General features: G+C 63.1%; 16 protein-coding genes and 1 pseudogene. 4 read left to right on the forward strand and 13 right to left on the reverse strand.

The genetic code is table 11. From position 1 onward, the window contains the following. From VGM51_13555 to VGM51_13565, 3 genes are all read left to right on the forward strand, one after another. The coding region (locus VGM51_13555; protein HEY3414062.1) for a hypothetical protein at nt 1-200 on the forward strand (200 nt) is incomplete at its 5' end. 553 nt (nt 201-753) lie between these two features. After that, a complete protein-coding gene (locus VGM51_13560) occupies nt 754-1,314 on the forward strand; it encodes a WD40 repeat domain-containing protein (GenBank protein HEY3414063.1) in 561 nt (186 codons plus the stop codon). Between the two features lie 154 nt (nt 1,315-1,468). Next, nucleotides 1,469-2,545 (forward strand): uroporphyrinogen decarboxylase family protein, encoded by a 1,077-nt coding sequence (locus tag VGM51_13565; GenBank protein ID HEY3414064.1) that lies wholly within the window; start codon nt 1,469-1,471, stop codon nt 2,543-2,545. A 177-nt stretch (nt 2,546-2,722) separates the two neighbouring features. On the opposite strand, the gene VGM51_13570 is transcribed toward VGM51_13565, so the two are convergent. The 4 genes and pseudogenes from VGM51_13570 to VGM51_13585 form a co-directional block, all read right to left on the reverse strand. Beyond that, nucleotides 2,723-3,898, reverse strand: a complete 1,176-nt coding sequence (locus VGM51_13570) for a glycoside hydrolase family 99-like domain-containing protein (GenBank protein HEY3414065.1) — start codon at nt 3,896-3,898, stop codon at nt 2,723-2,725. A 519-nt stretch (nt 3,899-4,417) separates the two neighbouring features. Next, nucleotides 4,418-4,600: pseudogene (locus tag VGM51_13575) on the reverse strand (type II secretion system protein). Between the two features lie 118 nt (nt 4,601-4,718). Continuing rightward, nucleotides 4,719-6,338, reverse strand: coding sequence for a PQQ-binding-like beta-propeller repeat protein (locus VGM51_13580; GenBank protein ID HEY3414066.1), 1,620 nt, complete (start codon nt 6,336-6,338; stop codon nt 4,719-4,721). A gap of 196 nt (nt 6,339-6,534) precedes the next feature. Then, entirely contained in the window at nt 6,535-9,021 is a 2,487-nt protein-coding gene (locus VGM51_13585) for an NPCBM/NEW2 domain-containing protein (GenBank protein ID HEY3414067.1), read from the reverse strand. Nucleotides 9,022-9,264: 243 nt separating this feature from the next. Here VGM51_13585 and VGM51_13590 point away from each other — a divergent pair, with 243 nt between their 5' ends. Next, nucleotides 9,265-9,954, forward strand: a complete 690-nt coding sequence (locus VGM51_13590) for a tail fiber domain-containing protein (protein ID HEY3414068.1) — start codon at nt 9,265-9,267, stop codon at nt 9,952-9,954. Between the two features lie 234 nt (nt 9,955-10,188). Here VGM51_13590 and VGM51_13595 read toward each other — a convergent pair whose 3' ends face one another. The 9 genes from VGM51_13595 to VGM51_13635 all read right to left on the reverse strand — a co-directional run bounded on the left by VGM51_13595 (nt 10,189) and on the right by VGM51_13635 (nt 15,576). Next, entirely contained in the window at nt 10,189-10,455 is a 267-nt protein-coding gene (locus VGM51_13595; protein ID HEY3414069.1) for a hypothetical protein, read from the reverse strand. A 60-nt stretch (nt 10,456-10,515) separates the two neighbouring features. Next, complete coding sequence (locus VGM51_13600) at nt 10,516-11,061, reverse strand: GNAT family N-acetyltransferase (GenBank protein ID HEY3414070.1); 546 nt, start codon at nt 11,059-11,061, stop codon at nt 10,516-10,518. Beyond that, nucleotides 11,061-11,393, reverse strand: coding sequence for a DUF1778 domain-containing protein (locus VGM51_13605; GenBank protein HEY3414071.1), 333 nt, complete (start codon nt 11,391-11,393; stop codon nt 11,061-11,063). Before VGM51_13605 ends, VGM51_13600 begins: the two co-directional genes overlap by 1 nt. 38 nt (nt 11,394-11,431) lie before the next feature. Beyond that, nucleotides 11,432-12,238 (reverse strand): FAD/NAD(P)-binding protein, encoded by an 807-nt coding sequence (locus tag VGM51_13610; GenBank protein HEY3414072.1) that lies wholly within the window; start codon nt 12,236-12,238, stop codon nt 11,432-11,434. Between the two features lie 95 nt (nt 12,239-12,333). Next, nucleotides 12,334-13,353 carry a 4Fe-4S dicluster domain-containing protein gene (locus VGM51_13615; GenBank protein ID HEY3414073.1) on the reverse strand — a complete coding sequence of 340 codons (1,020 nt, stop codon included), beginning with the start codon at nt 13,351-13,353 and terminating at the stop codon, nt 12,334-12,336. Then, nucleotides 13,350-14,222 carry a 4Fe-4S dicluster domain-containing protein gene (locus VGM51_13620; protein ID HEY3414074.1) on the reverse strand — a complete coding sequence of 291 codons (873 nt, stop codon included), beginning with the start codon at nt 14,220-14,222 and terminating at the stop codon, nt 13,350-13,352. The genes VGM51_13615 and VGM51_13620 overlap by 4 nt, the downstream gene beginning before the upstream one ends. After that, the gene (locus VGM51_13625) at nt 14,219-14,692 is read right to left on the reverse strand and encodes a hydrogenase iron-sulfur subunit (GenBank protein HEY3414075.1); all 474 of its coding nucleotides are present in this window, start codon (nt 14,690-14,692) and stop codon (nt 14,219-14,221) included. The genes VGM51_13620 and VGM51_13625 overlap by 4 nt, the downstream gene beginning before the upstream one ends. 173 nt (nt 14,693-14,865) lie before the next feature. After that, complete coding sequence (locus tag VGM51_13630; protein ID HEY3414076.1) at nt 14,866-15,348, reverse strand: CoA-binding protein; 483 nt, start codon at nt 15,346-15,348, stop codon at nt 14,866-14,868. 18 nt (nt 15,349-15,366) lie between these two features. Beyond that, a complete protein-coding gene (locus tag VGM51_13635) occupies nt 15,367-15,576 on the reverse strand; it encodes a hypothetical protein (GenBank protein HEY3414077.1) in 210 nt (69 codons plus the stop codon). Between the last annotated feature and the right edge of the window lie 177 nt (nt 15,577-15,753).

The raw sequence follows: 15,753 nt of genomic DNA on the forward strand, positions 1-15,753 counted from the left end.
ATGACCGGTCGACCGGTCATGGCGGCACGAACATACTCGGCCCTTCGGCCGGCGAAATCGCGCTTCAACCGTCGCTGGTCTTCGACGGCAGTCAGGCGATGGAATGCCGGCTTCGAGGATTTAGATGCAGCAGTGCGTTGAGGTGGTACGATGATGCAAGACGAACGAGAGGCGATACGCTACAGAAGACACCAACATAGGGCGCGCTATTGCCTCCTCATGGCTGTGCTTCCATTGATGGCTATCTGTACGCTCTTCGTAGCCCATAAGTACTACTTCCCGGGCTACCGTACGGGCATCCTCTTGCCCCATCATCACGACGTCATGGGGCACGGAGTCGGCCCAGCTCTTGTGTCTTCAGGTGGCCATCGGGTTGTAGCAAGTGTTGGGAACTCGGACGGGCCTCTTCTGGTCTCCTGGAACCTAAGTGAAAACAAGATTGAGTGGGCACGCATCATTCCCACAGGAAGCAATCTGCTAGGAGTAACGCCGGACGCTCGGGCGTTTCTGTACCAGACGCCCGATCGGAGACTCCACTTTGCTGGGACGGAAAATGGCATCGACCATGATTCGTTCCAAATCGGCCATCCGGTAGCGTGTTGCGTCTTCCTGCGAACTGGACGGATGGCAGCCGTCCAATTGGCGGACAGTGATCACATGCTGTTGCTCGACTACTCTCGATGGGTAGTCTTGGGGAGAATCCAAGGCTACCAGGGTTTGTGCTTCTCGCAACTCTCTGCGGATGGGCACAGATTGATCGGCATCTCGTCACCGTGGGATGGCACGCTCATCGATCTTCGTCTTGACAAGGGAATTGCCCGAAAGGTCTTCCGCTTTTCGCGTCCTTCTTCCGTCGCAGTTTCACCGGACAGCCGGTTCGCATACTTCGAGACGGATCCTACTGGATTCTTCGACGCTGCTACGCTTGGATGCATCGACATCACTACCGGACGACGGGTGTGGTGGATCAAGGAAGGGCTTACTAGCGACGGAGTCGGAGCTATCGCCTGCGCCAGTGGTGGCCGGAGAGTGGTAGCCTCCCGCAAGTCGGATATCCACGTCTGGGAGACTGCTGATGGAAGCGCAAAGGCGTATATAGCCGACGCCCACGGGGGCTGGGTCCGTTCCATCGTGCCTCTTGGCGACGGGACCGCCGTTATCACCTCCGGCGACGATGGGGCGATGCGCGTTTGGGACCTGGACACGCTTCGGGAACTTAGTGCGTATCAGATTGAGGAAGTTGCTAACCGACAGGTGAAGTGGTCAGTCGAGACCCGGGATGGAGTCAAGGACGGAACAACGCCGATCGACTGATATCGCGGCCATTTGTGCTACCACCTACCAGCTACGGTTGGCTGGCTAACGCGCGACCCTATCGGGTATGTGGGTGGCATCGACCTGTAAGCCGGACTGGGAGTCGACCCTGAGACACGAGAGTGCCGCCAACGACACGAACATGAACGAAAAGATGACTTCCCGAGAACGTGTGCGCGCCGCGATGGCGGGGCAGCCGGTGGACCGCGTTCCGGTCTTCCCGGTAACTACCCGCATGCTCGGCGCGCGCACGCTCGGACGCCGCGTGGGGGAGATGGCGCTGCAGCCGTCGTTGGTCTTCGACGGCATCGTTGCGATGAAGGAGCGCTTCGGCTTCGACGGCCTCGAGGCCGGCTTCGGTCCGGGCCGCAATGAGCGTCCGCCGGTTCTGGAGATGGTCGATGGCATCCCGTGCCTCCTCGGCGCCGACGGAAAGCCCTGGGCGCGCTATCAGGAGGACGATGACCCTGTTCCGCTGGACAACACTCCGCCGATCCGCGACAAGAAGGATCTGGATGGCGTCGGGATCACACCGGCTGCCTTGTACGAAGCGGAAGGCAAGCTGGATGCGATCCGCGCGCTGCGCCGCCGCGTGGGTGACGACCTCTACATCGCCGGCGTGGCCGCCGGCCAGACGATGAACAGCCTCGCGGCGTGGCGCGGCGCCGACCAGGCGATCTACGACCTCGTGGACGACCCGGCCTTCGTGGACGAGGCGATGGACCGGGCGACGGATAACTCCATCGAGGTCGGCAAGGCGCTGATCGCGGCCGGGGTCGATGGCATCTACATCGGTGACGCATGGTCGTCCGCCAGCATCATCTCGCCGAAGCATTTCGAGCGGTACTGCCAGCCCAGATATGCCCGGACGGTCGAGGCGTTCCACGCGTTGGGCGCACAGGTCTACCTGCACATCTGCGGCAACGCCGTGCCGCTGCTGGAGATGATCGCCGATACCGGCGTGGACGCGCTGGAGCCGCTGGATCCGCTGGGTGGCGTGCGCGTGGATGATGCCGTCCGGCGCATCGGCGACCGCGTGACGCTGAAAGGTGGCGTGAACACGCTCACGTTGCTGAACGGTACACCCGAAGACGTCCGGCGCGAGGCGCTGGAAGTGCTGGATGCCGCACACGAGAAATGCCGGGGCCTGATCCTCGGCAGCGGTGACGACATCCCGCGCGACACGCCGTTCGAGAACATCGACGCGCTGGTTGGCGCGATCAACCGGTAGGGTCGGCGTCCCCGCCGACCAATCATGCGGGTCGGTGAGGACGCCGACCAATCATGCAGGTCGGCGAGGACGCCGACCAATCATGCAGGTCGGCGAGGACGCCGACCCTACCGTGGCCATTCCGTGAAAGACCTGGTCTCCGCCGACCAATCACGCTGGTCGGCGAGGACGCCGACCCTACCGTGGCGATTCGGCGAAGGCCTTCTTGAGTTCATCCAGGTACCCTGAGCCGAAACGCGTGCCGGGCAGGATGGCGCCGCCTTCTGTCCACTCGTTCCAGGAGTTCACCACCACGGCCGGTGGGTGCTTGGGGCTGTTCTCGGCGAACGCCCTCGCCTTTCGGCACAGCGCGCCGAATTTGGCGGGCGTGTTGTTGACGGCCATCGGTGTGTAGGGATATTCGTTCTGTGCCGGCGGCCACGGCGCTTTGGGGTCCCAGCGAGGCGTAACGTCCCACCCCGCAGTGACGACCGGACAGTATGGCAGCCGCGTGTTGTCTCCGGCCTTCCACAGATCCTCATGGCGCGCCGCCATGCGATCGTACTCCTCCGTCGGCTGGTCCGGAAGATGGCCCGCCGCCGCGCAGCAGTAGGTTGTCAGGCTGTCGAATCCGGCTGCCTCACTCATCCTCGCGATGTTGGCGTCCCACGCAAACCCCGCGAAGTGCATTTCCCCGAGGCCGGCCTTTCGCACTTGAGCCCGCGCGGCCTCCAGCACGGCCTTGGCCTTCTCCGCGCCGCCCAACTGGTTGATGAACTCAGCAGGCTGGAACAAGGCAAAGTAGAGCGCGCCGTTCACGCGCCAGTAGTTGGGTTGGCGGAAATGGACCTTGATGCAGTGCGCCATCATCCGCTGGAAGTCCTCGGCGGAGTGCCGAATCGGAAGCATCGGCTGTGCGGTCTGCTGGTAGCCCAGGGGAAACACGTTCGCCCACGTGTGGTTAGCCCACATCAGGGCATACTGAATGCGCTTCCGGTTGGGCGTTTTCGGCAGGGTCTCCTCCACGGGGCGCTGGAGGATCTGGACACCGTTGTACCAGTACCAGTCGAAGATGAACACGGAGATGCCGTGATCGACGGCGGTATCGATCTGTTTCGCCATCCACTTGGGGTCGGATTCGTCAAAGCCGCCCCATTCCGGCCGGTTGATCTCGTGGCCGGGAAAGCGCGGTTTGTCCTCGTTCAGCAGCTTCCACTCGTTCCAGTTCTCTCCGAACCAGGTGGAATAGTGGTCGTCGCTGTGCCAGCTTGGGAAGTAGATGGCGGCAACGTCGATGCGAGGGGCCGCCGCCGCGCCGTACGCGGTGGCCGTAAGCAGCGCGAGCAGGGCCGCGAAGAGGATGCTGTTCGTCATGGTTGTCCTCCCGAAAGGTGAATGAGACTGCTCTACTTTGTGTCGCCGCAAGTGAGCGGCGGCAATGGAGTCTGGAAGCGGGTCGGTAGGGGCGGCTCAGAGCCACCATTTCGCATGGCAGGGCGGGGCGGCCTGCAGGTTGCTCGGGTAGGCTTTGGCGCTCCCGTCGCACAACGCGAAGTTCCGGAACCCGGCGTGGTACCGCTGGTCGGTACTGTAATCCTCAAACGCGAGCACCTGGCTCGGGTTCACGATGTTGCATTGGCGGACCGGCCCTGTGTGTGGCGCCAGGGGGGAATCGTTGAGGGCAATGAAGCCGTTGAACTCATAATTCGTCAGCGGCCCGAGATCCGCGATCCTCACCGGGCGGTCCGGGCAGAACGGCAGTTCCGCGGAGCGAAGGTAGCGCGATAGGACGGCGACCACGGGCGATGCGTCCCACTTGTTTGTCCCGTCGTACGCAGGCGCTGACCCGGGTCCGGCGGGCGCCCTGGGCTTCAAATCGTACGGGTAGACGCCCTCGTGATCGTCAACATACATGGCGAGCGCCATGCCCATCTGCCGCAGGTTGGACAGGCATTTCGTCTGTTGCGCCTTCGATCGAGCTTTTGCGAATACGGGAAAGAGGATGGCGGCCAACACGGCGACAATGCCTATGACCACCAGCAGCTCGATGAGCGTGAATCCCTTGCGCGACACCATAGCCTCCAGGCCGCCCGTGCGGGCGGGTCTATGATTCGCCGGTCGCCGGAGTTGTCCCGGCCGCCGCGCGCTCCGGCGGCCGGGACAAACCTGATAGCGCCCATCGGCGATTCACGTTTCAGCGCAGCGCGTAGATTGCCACCGAAGCCGGACCGCTCTTGACGCCCATGAGGTCGTTCTTCATTCCGGCTGCGACGGCAATGTATTGCTTGCCGCCGATGGAATAGGTGATCACGCCGCCGCCCACTGGGCCGCCGGCCTTGGTCTTGAGCAGGATCTTACCGTTCGCGGCGTCGAATGCGAGGAGGTTGCCCCGCAGGTCGCCCGTGAGGACCAGACCGCCACCCGTGGGGGTGACTCCCGCCGCCAGCGGCATCGTGTCGCGATATTTCCATCGCACCTTGCCGCTGTCGGCATCCACGGCAGTCAACCATCCGGACTGTTCAGATGGCGGGTCATCTTGTCCGAAACCGTTGGAGGAACCGACGAACGGCTTGCCAACGTCGTGGGTATCCACCGTCTCCGGCCCGCCCAGCTTGACGGTGGTGGCCCAGTCCCGCGTGTTCACAAACAACGCGTTCTGAAGCGGTGAGTAGGCCGGCCCGTTCCAGTTGACGCCGCCCTGGGTTCCGGGGGCGAAGCGCGTTCCTTCGGCGGTGATGGGTGCGTTCACGTTGATATGCCGGGTCACCGGGACCTGGAATCGCACCAAATTCAGCTTGCTGTCGAGGCCGTAAAGATAGCCGTTCTTGCCGCCGACAGCGACCATCTTGCGGCCTGCCCTGGAGGTATAGAGGGCAGGCGAAGCGGCGATGTCCCAGTCATGCGTATCGTGAGGGACGAACTGGTGGTAGCCTTTCAGCTTGCCGGTTCTGGCGTCCAGCATGATCACCGAACAGGTGTATAGGTTCGCGCCCGGCCGGTAAGCCCCCGCGAAGTCCGGTCCCGGGTTGCCGGTCGGCACGTAGAGGGTTCCCGTGGCGGTGTCGATGGCGAAGGACGAATACATCCCGCCGCCGGCCCTGATCTTGCCCTCGTCGGAGGGCCACGTTTCGGCGCCCGGCCCGCTGGATGGGACGATGTCGAAGTTCCATACCCGCTTGCCGTCTTTCGCTCTGAAGGCCCGCATGTGGCCGACCGTGCCGATGTCGCTTCCAGACGTGCCGATGTAGACCAGTCCGTTCCAGGCAAGCGGGGCCATGGTGAAGTACTCTCCCTTCGCCATACTTGCGCCCACGACGTCCCATATGGTCTTTCCGGTCTTCGCGTCAAGAGCGAGCACGCGCGCATCCGGTGTGCCCCGGAAGAGCCGCCCGCCTGCATATGCGACGCCGCGGACCGGGGTGCCGAGCCCCATGCTCTTCGGCGTGAACTTCCTGGCCCACTTGAGCGCGCCGGTCCTCGCGTCCACGGCGTACGTGGCGGTCGCCGTCGTGATATACAACGTCGTCCCCACCATGACCGGTCCCGCCTGGAAACTGGTCGTCTCAGGCAGTTGGTAATTCCCGACCCGCCGGATCGACTTCACGTTTCGCGTGTTGATCTGCTTGAGCGGTGAGAATCTGTTCGCCGAGTAGCCGCCATTGAACATGGTCCATTCGGTTGATGGTGCGGACCGCGCCGCTACCGGGTTGGGCAGTGAAGCCAGAGCGAGTGCCAGGCCCAGTGCGAGGCTTGTGGACGCTTCACGGTGGCACAGGCGTCCGAACGCTCCTGCTTTGCTTTGAAAAAGTAACATGATCATCCTCCCCACGAATGAATTGGATTTGGCACCCGAGGCCGTTCTGCGGGCGGGCTGTCGCCGGAGGCAGTCGGCTAAGGGCCGCCTCTTCGATATACCCGCCGGGCCGCCACTTCAATCGACGAACCTTCGCAAGTCCCCTGTTCCCGCCGGCCTGGCGCATCCGGCGCCTCGGATGGGAGCGACAGTGCCCCTACTGCCGTTTATACACGATCATCGCGGAGTCCGGCTGCTTCGGAAGCCTCAGCAGAAGCCCGGTTTCCATCAGCTCCTTGCCGGTCACGTTTTCGGCTGACCTGGTGTCCAGGTTCGTCACGCGGTACCTTCGCTCTGCGTCCAGGCCTTTGATTCTCAGCCTGGCCGACTCGTACACGCTGTTCGGCCTTCGGAAAGCCTGAACCAGGCCCTCGCCGAGGTCGGGGCGGTCGAACTGCCACGCCATCCAGACGTCGTTCTCCACGCTGTACGGCGTCAGCGGGTAGTAGTCGCCGGTGTAGTACGGCGTGATGTCCTTCCAGGCGCCCACCATCTTGCGGACTGACGCCCAGTCGGCATCCCGATTGCGCATGTCATAGCAGGCGTTGATGTATGGACACATGCAGCTTCGGAAGCCGTATGGTTCAAACTGGTTCAGGCCGGTGCCGTACAGCGGTATCCAGGAGGCGAGGCCGTAGGTGTGGTTCTGCTGGCTCGTCGGCTCCAGCAGGAAGTCACTTCGCAGTAGCGGCACGGCGCGGCGAAGCGTCTCGATGTCGTTTCGTCGGCCGCCTGATGCACAGGAGTCGATCAGCATATCGGGGTGGCGGCGGCGCAGTTCGTCCCAGTAGGCGAGGTAGCCCGTTACGTGTTGGTTCTCGGTGAGTCCCTGTCGGTCCGGAGCATCGTTCGCGCGCCAGAATGGCAGCGGATCGATGTTGAAATCCTGCCGATAGAGGTCGATGCCTTGCGATTTGATGAGCCCGTCAACGTGGTCCGTAAGCCATTTACGGGCGTCGGGATTGCCCAGGTTGAGCAGTTTGTCACCGCCGTCCGCGCCGAGCAACCACTCCGGGTGCTGTCTGTAGAGCCACGTCCCCGGCGCTACCCGCTCCGGTTCGAACCAGACGATGCTCTTCACGCCCTTCTTATGCGCATGATCAGTGATGGCACGCAGTCCGTTCGGGAAACGCTTCGTGTCGACTTCCCACGTGCCTGTGTTCGGCCAGCCCCGGGAGGCGTTGCCTGCGTCGTAAACGTACCAGCCGGCGTCCATCCACCAGTAGTCCAGAGGAAGCTTCTCCTCCAGATACCGGTCCACGAACATCATCTGCTTGTCGGCGTCGGTGTTGATCATCTCGCCGTACTGATGGCTGCTGCAGGCGGCCATATGCGTTGGAGCGAGTTTGCCGCCCGGATGCGGAGTGTTGTACTTCAGCATCCACTGTCGCCACACATTTTGCGCGTGCTGCCGGTCACCCTTCCAGAACTGGAGGACGATTAGCGGCGACCGGACCCCTTCGCCAGGTTTGAGGCGAAAGTGCGTCAGTTCCTGCCCGCCGACCACATGCAGGCCGTCCGCTGCATCGCGTGTGAACTCCGCCGCCCACTGCCCCGGCCAGCCGATGACCGCGATGACACCTTCGCCCGGCCATTCGATGTTGAAATACGGCAGGTCGCTGTTCGTCGGGCGCCCGCCGTTGGTCGTGATGCGCTTAACTGTGCCCGGACCAAGCGTGTCCCGTAACGGTTGATAATCGGTGGGGGTGCACGGACTGCCGGTGTTGTGGTTGAGGACGAACTCGCCGTCCGCGTTTCGTTGGAGACTAACATCAAGGCCTTGGAACCCCTCGATGATGGGGGTATCGGCTTTTCCTGAGTTCCAAAGGTAGACGGTCCACTCCACGATGGGGAAATCGGTGTATTCCGTCATCTCCCAGCTCACTTCCAGGCCCGTGGCTGGATCGATCCAGAATGTCGTGTTTATGCGGCGCGTACCCGGCGGCGAACCGCCGATACCACCGACCTTCCACGATTTCCGCAACTCCCCAAACGGCTTGCCTCCATAGACGAACGAAAATGGCGGATCGGTAGAGTAGGTGCGCGGCTTCCCGGCGGTGATCGGCAGATCGCCCAGCCAGACCGTCTCGCCGTTTTCGAGAGTCACCTTCGCATCCGCCCAGTCGGCTTGGTCGCACGAGATACCGTCTCCCGCGTCACCGATTTCCATCGTGAACTCGGTGGCGCCGCCGAGATCGATCGATACCGGCACGCCGGGCATACCCTCCCGCAATACGCCCGAACGGTACTTCTCGACAACGTTCACCGCAATCGAGAACACGACGCTGCCGCGCCCGCCGGAGGTCTGTTCGTTGCTGTCCACGGCGATCACGGCATCGAACGTTGTTGCCGAAAAGGGAAGTCGGACGATAACCTTGCTCGCCGCATGACAGTACAGCCCGCGAGAGTAGGTCTTGCCGGCTATGTTCATCGGCTTACCGTTCCGTTCGTTGCGCTGTACCGGGTCGTTGTTGGCGACGACGTAGAGACTTGGCGCGTCCGATCGCTTATCCACGCGCTCGTAGAATGCCGCTCCGGCCCAACGCCCGGCCTCGGCCATCTCGCGTTCGGTGACCACTACCGCGGAAGCCTGTGAAGCAGCCATGATCCACACCACCATTCCGGTCAGGGAGCGATACTGCATCGGATCGGCCTTTCTGCCAGAGCCGCAAGGACGTAACGGCTCATGATACTCCAGTGTGTCAACGCTTTTCGAACCAGCGGCAAACGAGCACAAACCCTCCCGTCGCCGTTGGCCGGGAAAGAGTAACACGGGGTACCATGGAACCAATCGCCGGTCGGCGCATTCTGCATGTACTAGTTACACGGCGGGCCGTGTCGGTTGAGCACTAAAGAGACTGGTCCGGCCGCAAGGGAGGTCACGATCATGAAGGCTCGAACACTCGGTTTGGCTGTCTCCGCCTGCGCGCTTCTTTGCGCGGCGGGCCCGGGTAACACAACGCCGGCGACACCGGCCCTGCCTGGGGCAAATGGGTTCGCCGTTGAACGGGGACAGGTTGCGTCCCTCGATGGAACCGGAATCCCGTTCCAGTTGCGGGCCACCGCATCGGAACCGGGACTGGGTACGCCGATGTACTCCGATGCGAGGCTCAAGACGGACATCCGCACGCTGACCGACGCGTTGACCACCGTTCAAAATTTGCGGGCGGTCACGTTCCGTTGGGATCCCGCCCAGTTCAAGGACCGCACCGTGCCGCAGGGCCGGCAGATCGGTTTCATCGCCCAGGAGGCCCAGAGGGTCCTGCCCGAGGTGATAACCACGGATGATCGCGGCTACCTCGCCATTCAGTACTCCAACGTGGTGCCCGTTCTGGTGGAGGCGATCAAGGAGCAGCAGAAACAGATCGACGCCAAGGACGCAGCGATCGAGAAACTTCGCACCGACGCGGATGCAGCCGTGAAGGATCTACAGACCCGACTTCTCGCGGTGGAGGATGCGCTGAGCCAGACGGGCAACACCGGGTCTGCCGCCAACGCCGTCCCGTTCACCTATGGTGGCAACACCTACCAGGGCCAGTACCGCGAAATCGCGCCGGGGGTTTTCCGGCAGTTCTGAGTTGCAGGTTACGGGTGGACCATCGGCTGAAGCCGACGGCTGCGAAACGAAACCGGCTTAAGCCGGTTGAATGCCGATCAATACTGATCGGTTCAGTTGGCTTCAGCCAACTTCGTGTGATCAGCCGTCGGCTTCAGCCGATGGTGGATCTATTGTTCGTTCTGTGTCCCTCTGCTTGCGCTCAACGGTGCTCAGCCTAAAAAGGAGCGCGATGACGAAGGCAGCCGATAGCAGTCACACCGGAAACGCCGCGATGCCGCCGTAGCGTAGCTCAACCCACGGATGGAGCACGAATACGAGATAGTGGATCCCCGTCAGCCCGACCATATACACCGCCCAGGCCCTCCCGACAGCCCGGAAGCCCGTAAGCCTGCGTTTCGACGTCGGTGGCCCATCCTTGCCTGTCAACGGGAACGGCAACTCGAACAGCAGTCGGCACGCGACACACGCGGTCGCCAACACGGCATTGGCGGCGAGGATATTGGGCACTGTCGGTACCATCGCAGTGATCCTATGGTTGTAGCTTAAGGTGTGGCGTCATGGCCGACCGCCCCAGAGTGCTCAGAACTCCTGTGAGGGTCTGGCAATCTCCTCCACAGACAGGAGAGTGCTGAAGTCGATGGCTTCCACGGTGCGTATCGACAGGTACAGATGGTGTGGATCGTCCAGCAACGGCGTGAACCCGTATTTTGCGTAGAAACGAGCTGCCTTATCGTTCAGCGCATCCACCTCCACGGCGTATACACCTGCCTGGCGGGCTATCTGTTGAGCGCGCCAGAGGGCATGAAGCAGAAGCTTCTCCCCTAAACCCATTCCCTGACCGCTCAGATCAACCGCCAGCCTTCCGAGCAGTACGACGGGAACAGGAACTTGGGGCGGCAGGCGCCGGTCGTCAGGGACCGTTTCAAAGGCCACCCTGCCGGCCGCGAGGGTGTAGTACCCCAGAACCCGTGTGTCACCTTCCTCGACCGCTACGAATGTCCGTCCAATGTGACGCTCATCGTGCTGCATGGCCAGCCGTTGCAGATAGTTGTTGAGCATCGGTTCGCCGCAGTCGAATGAACCGCGTTGATGGGATCGCGTAAGGTGCTCAATGCGCAAAGCCATCAGGGGATGAGTGTTCCGTCACGCACCGCGTCACCAAACCGCGCGACCGCCTGCTGAAGCGCGGTATTGGGCGCCGCCTGGGCGTCCAGTATCGCCAGGAAGGCATCACGGTCGCGGTTCGAGAGAACGCGCGTTTCCGCCTGTTCTACAACCTCGCGTGACTTCTCCACCACGGTGGCCTTGATGAACTCGCTGACGGTCATCCCATTGATGGCCGCCGCCTGTTCGATCAATGATTTCACCGCGGGCGTCGTCCGAAAATCCACGCGCGCCTGATTTTGAGTTGCTGCCGGCATGCCTGGTAATCCCTCCCGATACCGCCATGATACCATGGCCGTACGGATATTTGCCACACATTATTGGCACAATCTCAGAACTCTTGCGGCAGCCTGGCGATCTCCTCGGCGGAGAAGACGGGGCCGTCTTTGCACACGTAGACCGGGCCGATGTTGCAGCGGCCACATTTGCCGATGCCGCACTTCATGCGGTTCTCCAGCGTGGTATAGACGCGGCTGTCCTGGAACCCCAGCTTCTGCAGCACCGGCAGCGTGAACTTGATCATGATCGGCGGGCCGCAGAGGATGGCGAACGCGTTGTCGGCGGAGGGAGCAGCCTTCTCAACGATCGTCGGCACGAAGCCGATCTCGCCCTTCCAGTCGGGCGTCTCGCCGCCGGGATCGACCGTCTGCCACAGCTTCACGTCGGCGCGGCCGGCCCATTCCTCCAGTTCGCGCTTGTAGACGAGGTCGGAGACGCTGCGGGCGCCGTACACGATGGTCACGTCGCCGTACTTTTCACGTTCGTCCAGTACGGTCCAGATGACGCTGCGCACGGGTGCAAGGCCGATGCCGCCCGCCACAAACACAAGGTTGGCGCCTTCCATCTTGTCCAACGGGAAGTTGTTGCCGTAAGGCCCGCGGAAGCCGATGGTGTCGCCGGCGTTCAGGTCGCTGAGTGCCGTGGTGACCTTTCCCGCCTTCTTGAACGTACATTCCACGTAGCCGCGCCGCGTGGACGGTGAAGCGATGCAGAACGTGCTCTCGCCCGCGCCGAACGCGGAGTATTCACCGAACTGGCCGGCCTCGAAGGCGAAGGTCTCCGCGACCGCCGGGTCCTGGAATGTCAGGCGGAACGTACGCGTGTCCGGCGTCTCATCAACGGCTTCGGCGATGGTCATCAGGTAGGGTTGGTAAACGCTGGTCAGGGCTGAGGGCTGAGGGCTGAGGGCTGGGTCCGGACCTTGAATGCTGGATGCTGGATGCTGGATGCTGTTCATGCGGCGCCTCCGTTCGCACGTTGAGCGATACTGTCGAGAATCTCCGGTACGATCACTCCGGCGGGGCAGGCCTGGACGCAGCGGCCGCAGCCGGTGCAGAGGACGGCCTCGAACCGCTTCGGGTAGATCTCGAATTTGTGCAGGATCCTCTGGCGGCACCGGGAGGCCTGGTCGGCCCGCGGGTTGTGGCCGGACGTGTGGACCGTGAAGAGCCCTGTCTGGCAGGTGTCCCAGTTGCGCCGGCGCGTGCCGGCAGCGGTGCCGTCGGTCTCATCCACGATGTCGAAGCAGTGGCAGGTCGGGCAGATCGATGTGCACGCTCCGCAGCCCAGGCAGCGGAGGCCGAGGTCGGCCCACAACGCGTCCTCGAAATGGCCTTCCAGCCATTCCTCGATCTTATCCAGCGGGAATGCCTCACGGCTTGGCGGAGCGGGATCGGCGGTGACGGGTTCGTCACTGAACCACCTGGCGTGGCCCGATACGAATGCCTCGCCCTTGGCCGTGAGGGCTTCCGCGGTGTAGCCTTCCCCGGCTGGACGCAGCAGCACGTCGGCGCCAACGGTGGCGTCCGCGCTCAGGCCAATCTTGTCGCAGAAGCACGTGGGCGCCATCTCGGCGCAGGCGAGGGAGATGATGGTGGTCGCCTCGCGCCGCGCGAACCACATATCGTCCTTGTAGTCCCAACCCATCACCTTGTCGAGGACGTTCACGCCGGCGGCGTCGCACGGCCGCGCGCCCAGCACAACCTGAGGCTGGGAGGCAGCGGCGGCGGGCGTCAGCTCAATTCCGGTCCCCTTGCGCTCCCACCCGAAAACCGCTTCCGTAGGCGGTTGGAAAACGGCACGCAACGACCGGCGCGGCATTTCGCCGCCGAGTATGGCATCGGCAAGCGTGAAGATCGCGCGGTAATCGGTACCGCCGTCCGCAGCTTTCGCCGGCGCGATCACGCGCACGCCCGCGGCGGTCAGTTCGGCCACCAGCCCCGTCAGCGCTTCCTTGGTAATGGCCTTTGTCATCGGATGAACTCCTGCTCGTCTTCCATACGGAACGCGCCGATAGGCTCTGCTGCCGCCGGGTCGTCCGTCATTTCGAACCCGAAGCGCCGCTCCACGATGCGCGCGACCTCCCGGTTCAGCAGGCCCAGCGGGATGTCCACAGGGCAGACGCGGTCGCACTCCCCGCAGTCGGCGCAGCGTCCGGCGTGGTGCTGGGCGCGCGTCAGCTGCCAGGCGAAAACACCGCGTGAATGGGCAGACGACTCGATCCACAACGGCTGCGTCTTTTCGGTCACGCACCGGTCACACGTGCAGAGCGGGCACACCTGCCGGCACGCGTTGCAGCGGACGCAACGCTCGAACTCCGCCTGCCAGAATGCCCAGCGCTCGGCGGGCGGCATGGCTTCCAGTTCGTCGATCCTTGCGTCCCGTCTCCGTTCACCGGGCGGTGGTGGGGGCATGTCCCCAAGGACATGGTCGGCCAGCGTCGGCTCTCGCGACTCGCAGCCAGGGCAGCGCTCGGATACGGTCTCCGCGCTCAACGCCTCTTTCGACGCCGGGTCCGCCAGCACGCCGCCGCACCGGACGCCGATGACGACAACGTCCTCGCGCTTGATCTGCGATTCGCGGATCAGGCCGGCCACCGCCTTGGCGTCGCACGGTTTGGCCACGATGGCGGCCTTGCCCAGTTTGCCAACGTTCGGACGGCGAGGGGACAGGTACGCGGCAAGGTTATGCACACAGCGCTGATCGAAGATGAGGCGGTCGGCGTCCTCGGGCTTCGTGACGAAAACGGGTCGCGCGCCGGTCGGCCCCTGTTCCCAGCCAATGACGACGTTCACCTGGCCGTCAGCGAGGAGCGACCGGGAGAGCTCCTGGAGTTCCTTCATGCCTGTCCTCCAGCCGGCGCGGGGGCCGGCGCCACGGTGGAGATCGGTATCTCAAGCGGCTCGCCGTGGGACAACCGATCGTACCGGAATCCCTCAAACGGCCCCAGCGCTCTCACGCGCTCCACCGCGCCGTCAACGATCTCGCGCCACTTCAGCCCCTCGGAGGCGGAGACCCACGAAAACGTGAGCCGGTCCTCCTCGAATCCGAAGAACTGCAGCAGATCGTGGAAGATGGCGAAGCGCCGCCGCGCATGCAGGTTGCCGCTCGTGTAATGGCAGTCGCCCGGGTGGCACCCGCTGACGATGACGCCGTCCGCGCCACGCTCAAACGCCTTCAGGACCATCAGCGGGTCGATCCGGCCGCTGCAAGGCAGGCGCACGATGCGCACGTTCGGCGCCATCGTGAGGCGGCTCGTGCCGGCCAGGTCCGCGCCGGTGTACGTGCACCAGTTGCACACGAAGGCGACCATCCGGGGTTCAAAGTCACTTTTTTCTATGGTTTGGTTTTCCATTTTCTTTGGTCACTAATTTACCACGGAGGACACAGAGAACACGGAGGATCACGGAGTTCACGAATTTGAACCAAATCCCTCTGTGAACCTCTGTTCCCTCCGTTTCCTCCGTGGGTACGAAATCTTACCCTTCACCGCGAATCCTGCGGGATTGGCGCCCCGCCCGTTACGCGCTGTATCCACCGGATGCACTTGTGCGCCGGGTCCACAGGTTCGCAGAACATCATCGGGCACGCGCCCGGTATTACCGCGATGCCCAACTCCCCGCACAGGCGGACCGCCTCGCTGTCCACACTGCCGCGCCCGAACGACCGGTGCATCCACACGCTCTTGAAACCGAGAACGGCGCATTCCCGCACCAGTTCTACGGCTGCCTTCGGCGGCGTGCCGATAACGATGGCGTCAACACCGCCCGGTATCGCGGTCAGGTTGGCGTAGCAGGCGTCGCCGTCCACGGTCTCAGCATTCGGGTTGACGGCGAAGACCTCGTGACCCGTCTCGCGCAGTTTCTTATAGATGGCGTTCGCCGCCGTGTCTCCCTTGCGCGAGACTCCGGCCACGGCGATCCGCTTCTGCGCCAGGAACTCTTCGGCTGCTTGTTTGAGTGTTGGCATTGTTATCGTCTCGCGATCTCAAGGGCGGCGTCGCCGGGCCGCGATTGCGTTCCATATCCCACATGACACGAACTCTACCGCGTAACCGGCGACCATGCACCAATAGATGTCCCGGTTCGGGGCGGAGACAGCCCTACCGATCAGCACGATCACAACGACGGGCACCAGCAGGATGGCCGCGCAGAAGACCACATTCAGTGCAGTTGGCCGCTCTCTTCGCCTTATCATTGATGGACCCTCCGGATGCCCCCCTACCCCCCAATACTGTCCGATGTCAAGAGATCCTTTACAGTTTCTGACAACAGATGGTTTACACCCGGGCCTCAGCGAGAGCGGCGATGCGGACGTTTGCGAAATAGATTGCATCATCGTGTAGTTCAGGGCGAATCTCCACCCATTCGTGGA

The sequence above is a fragment of the Armatimonadota bacterium genome (genome assembly GCA_036504095.1).
In the GTDB taxonomy this organism is placed as follows: Bacteria; Armatimonadota; DTGP01; order JAKQQT01; family JAKQQT01; genus DASXUL01.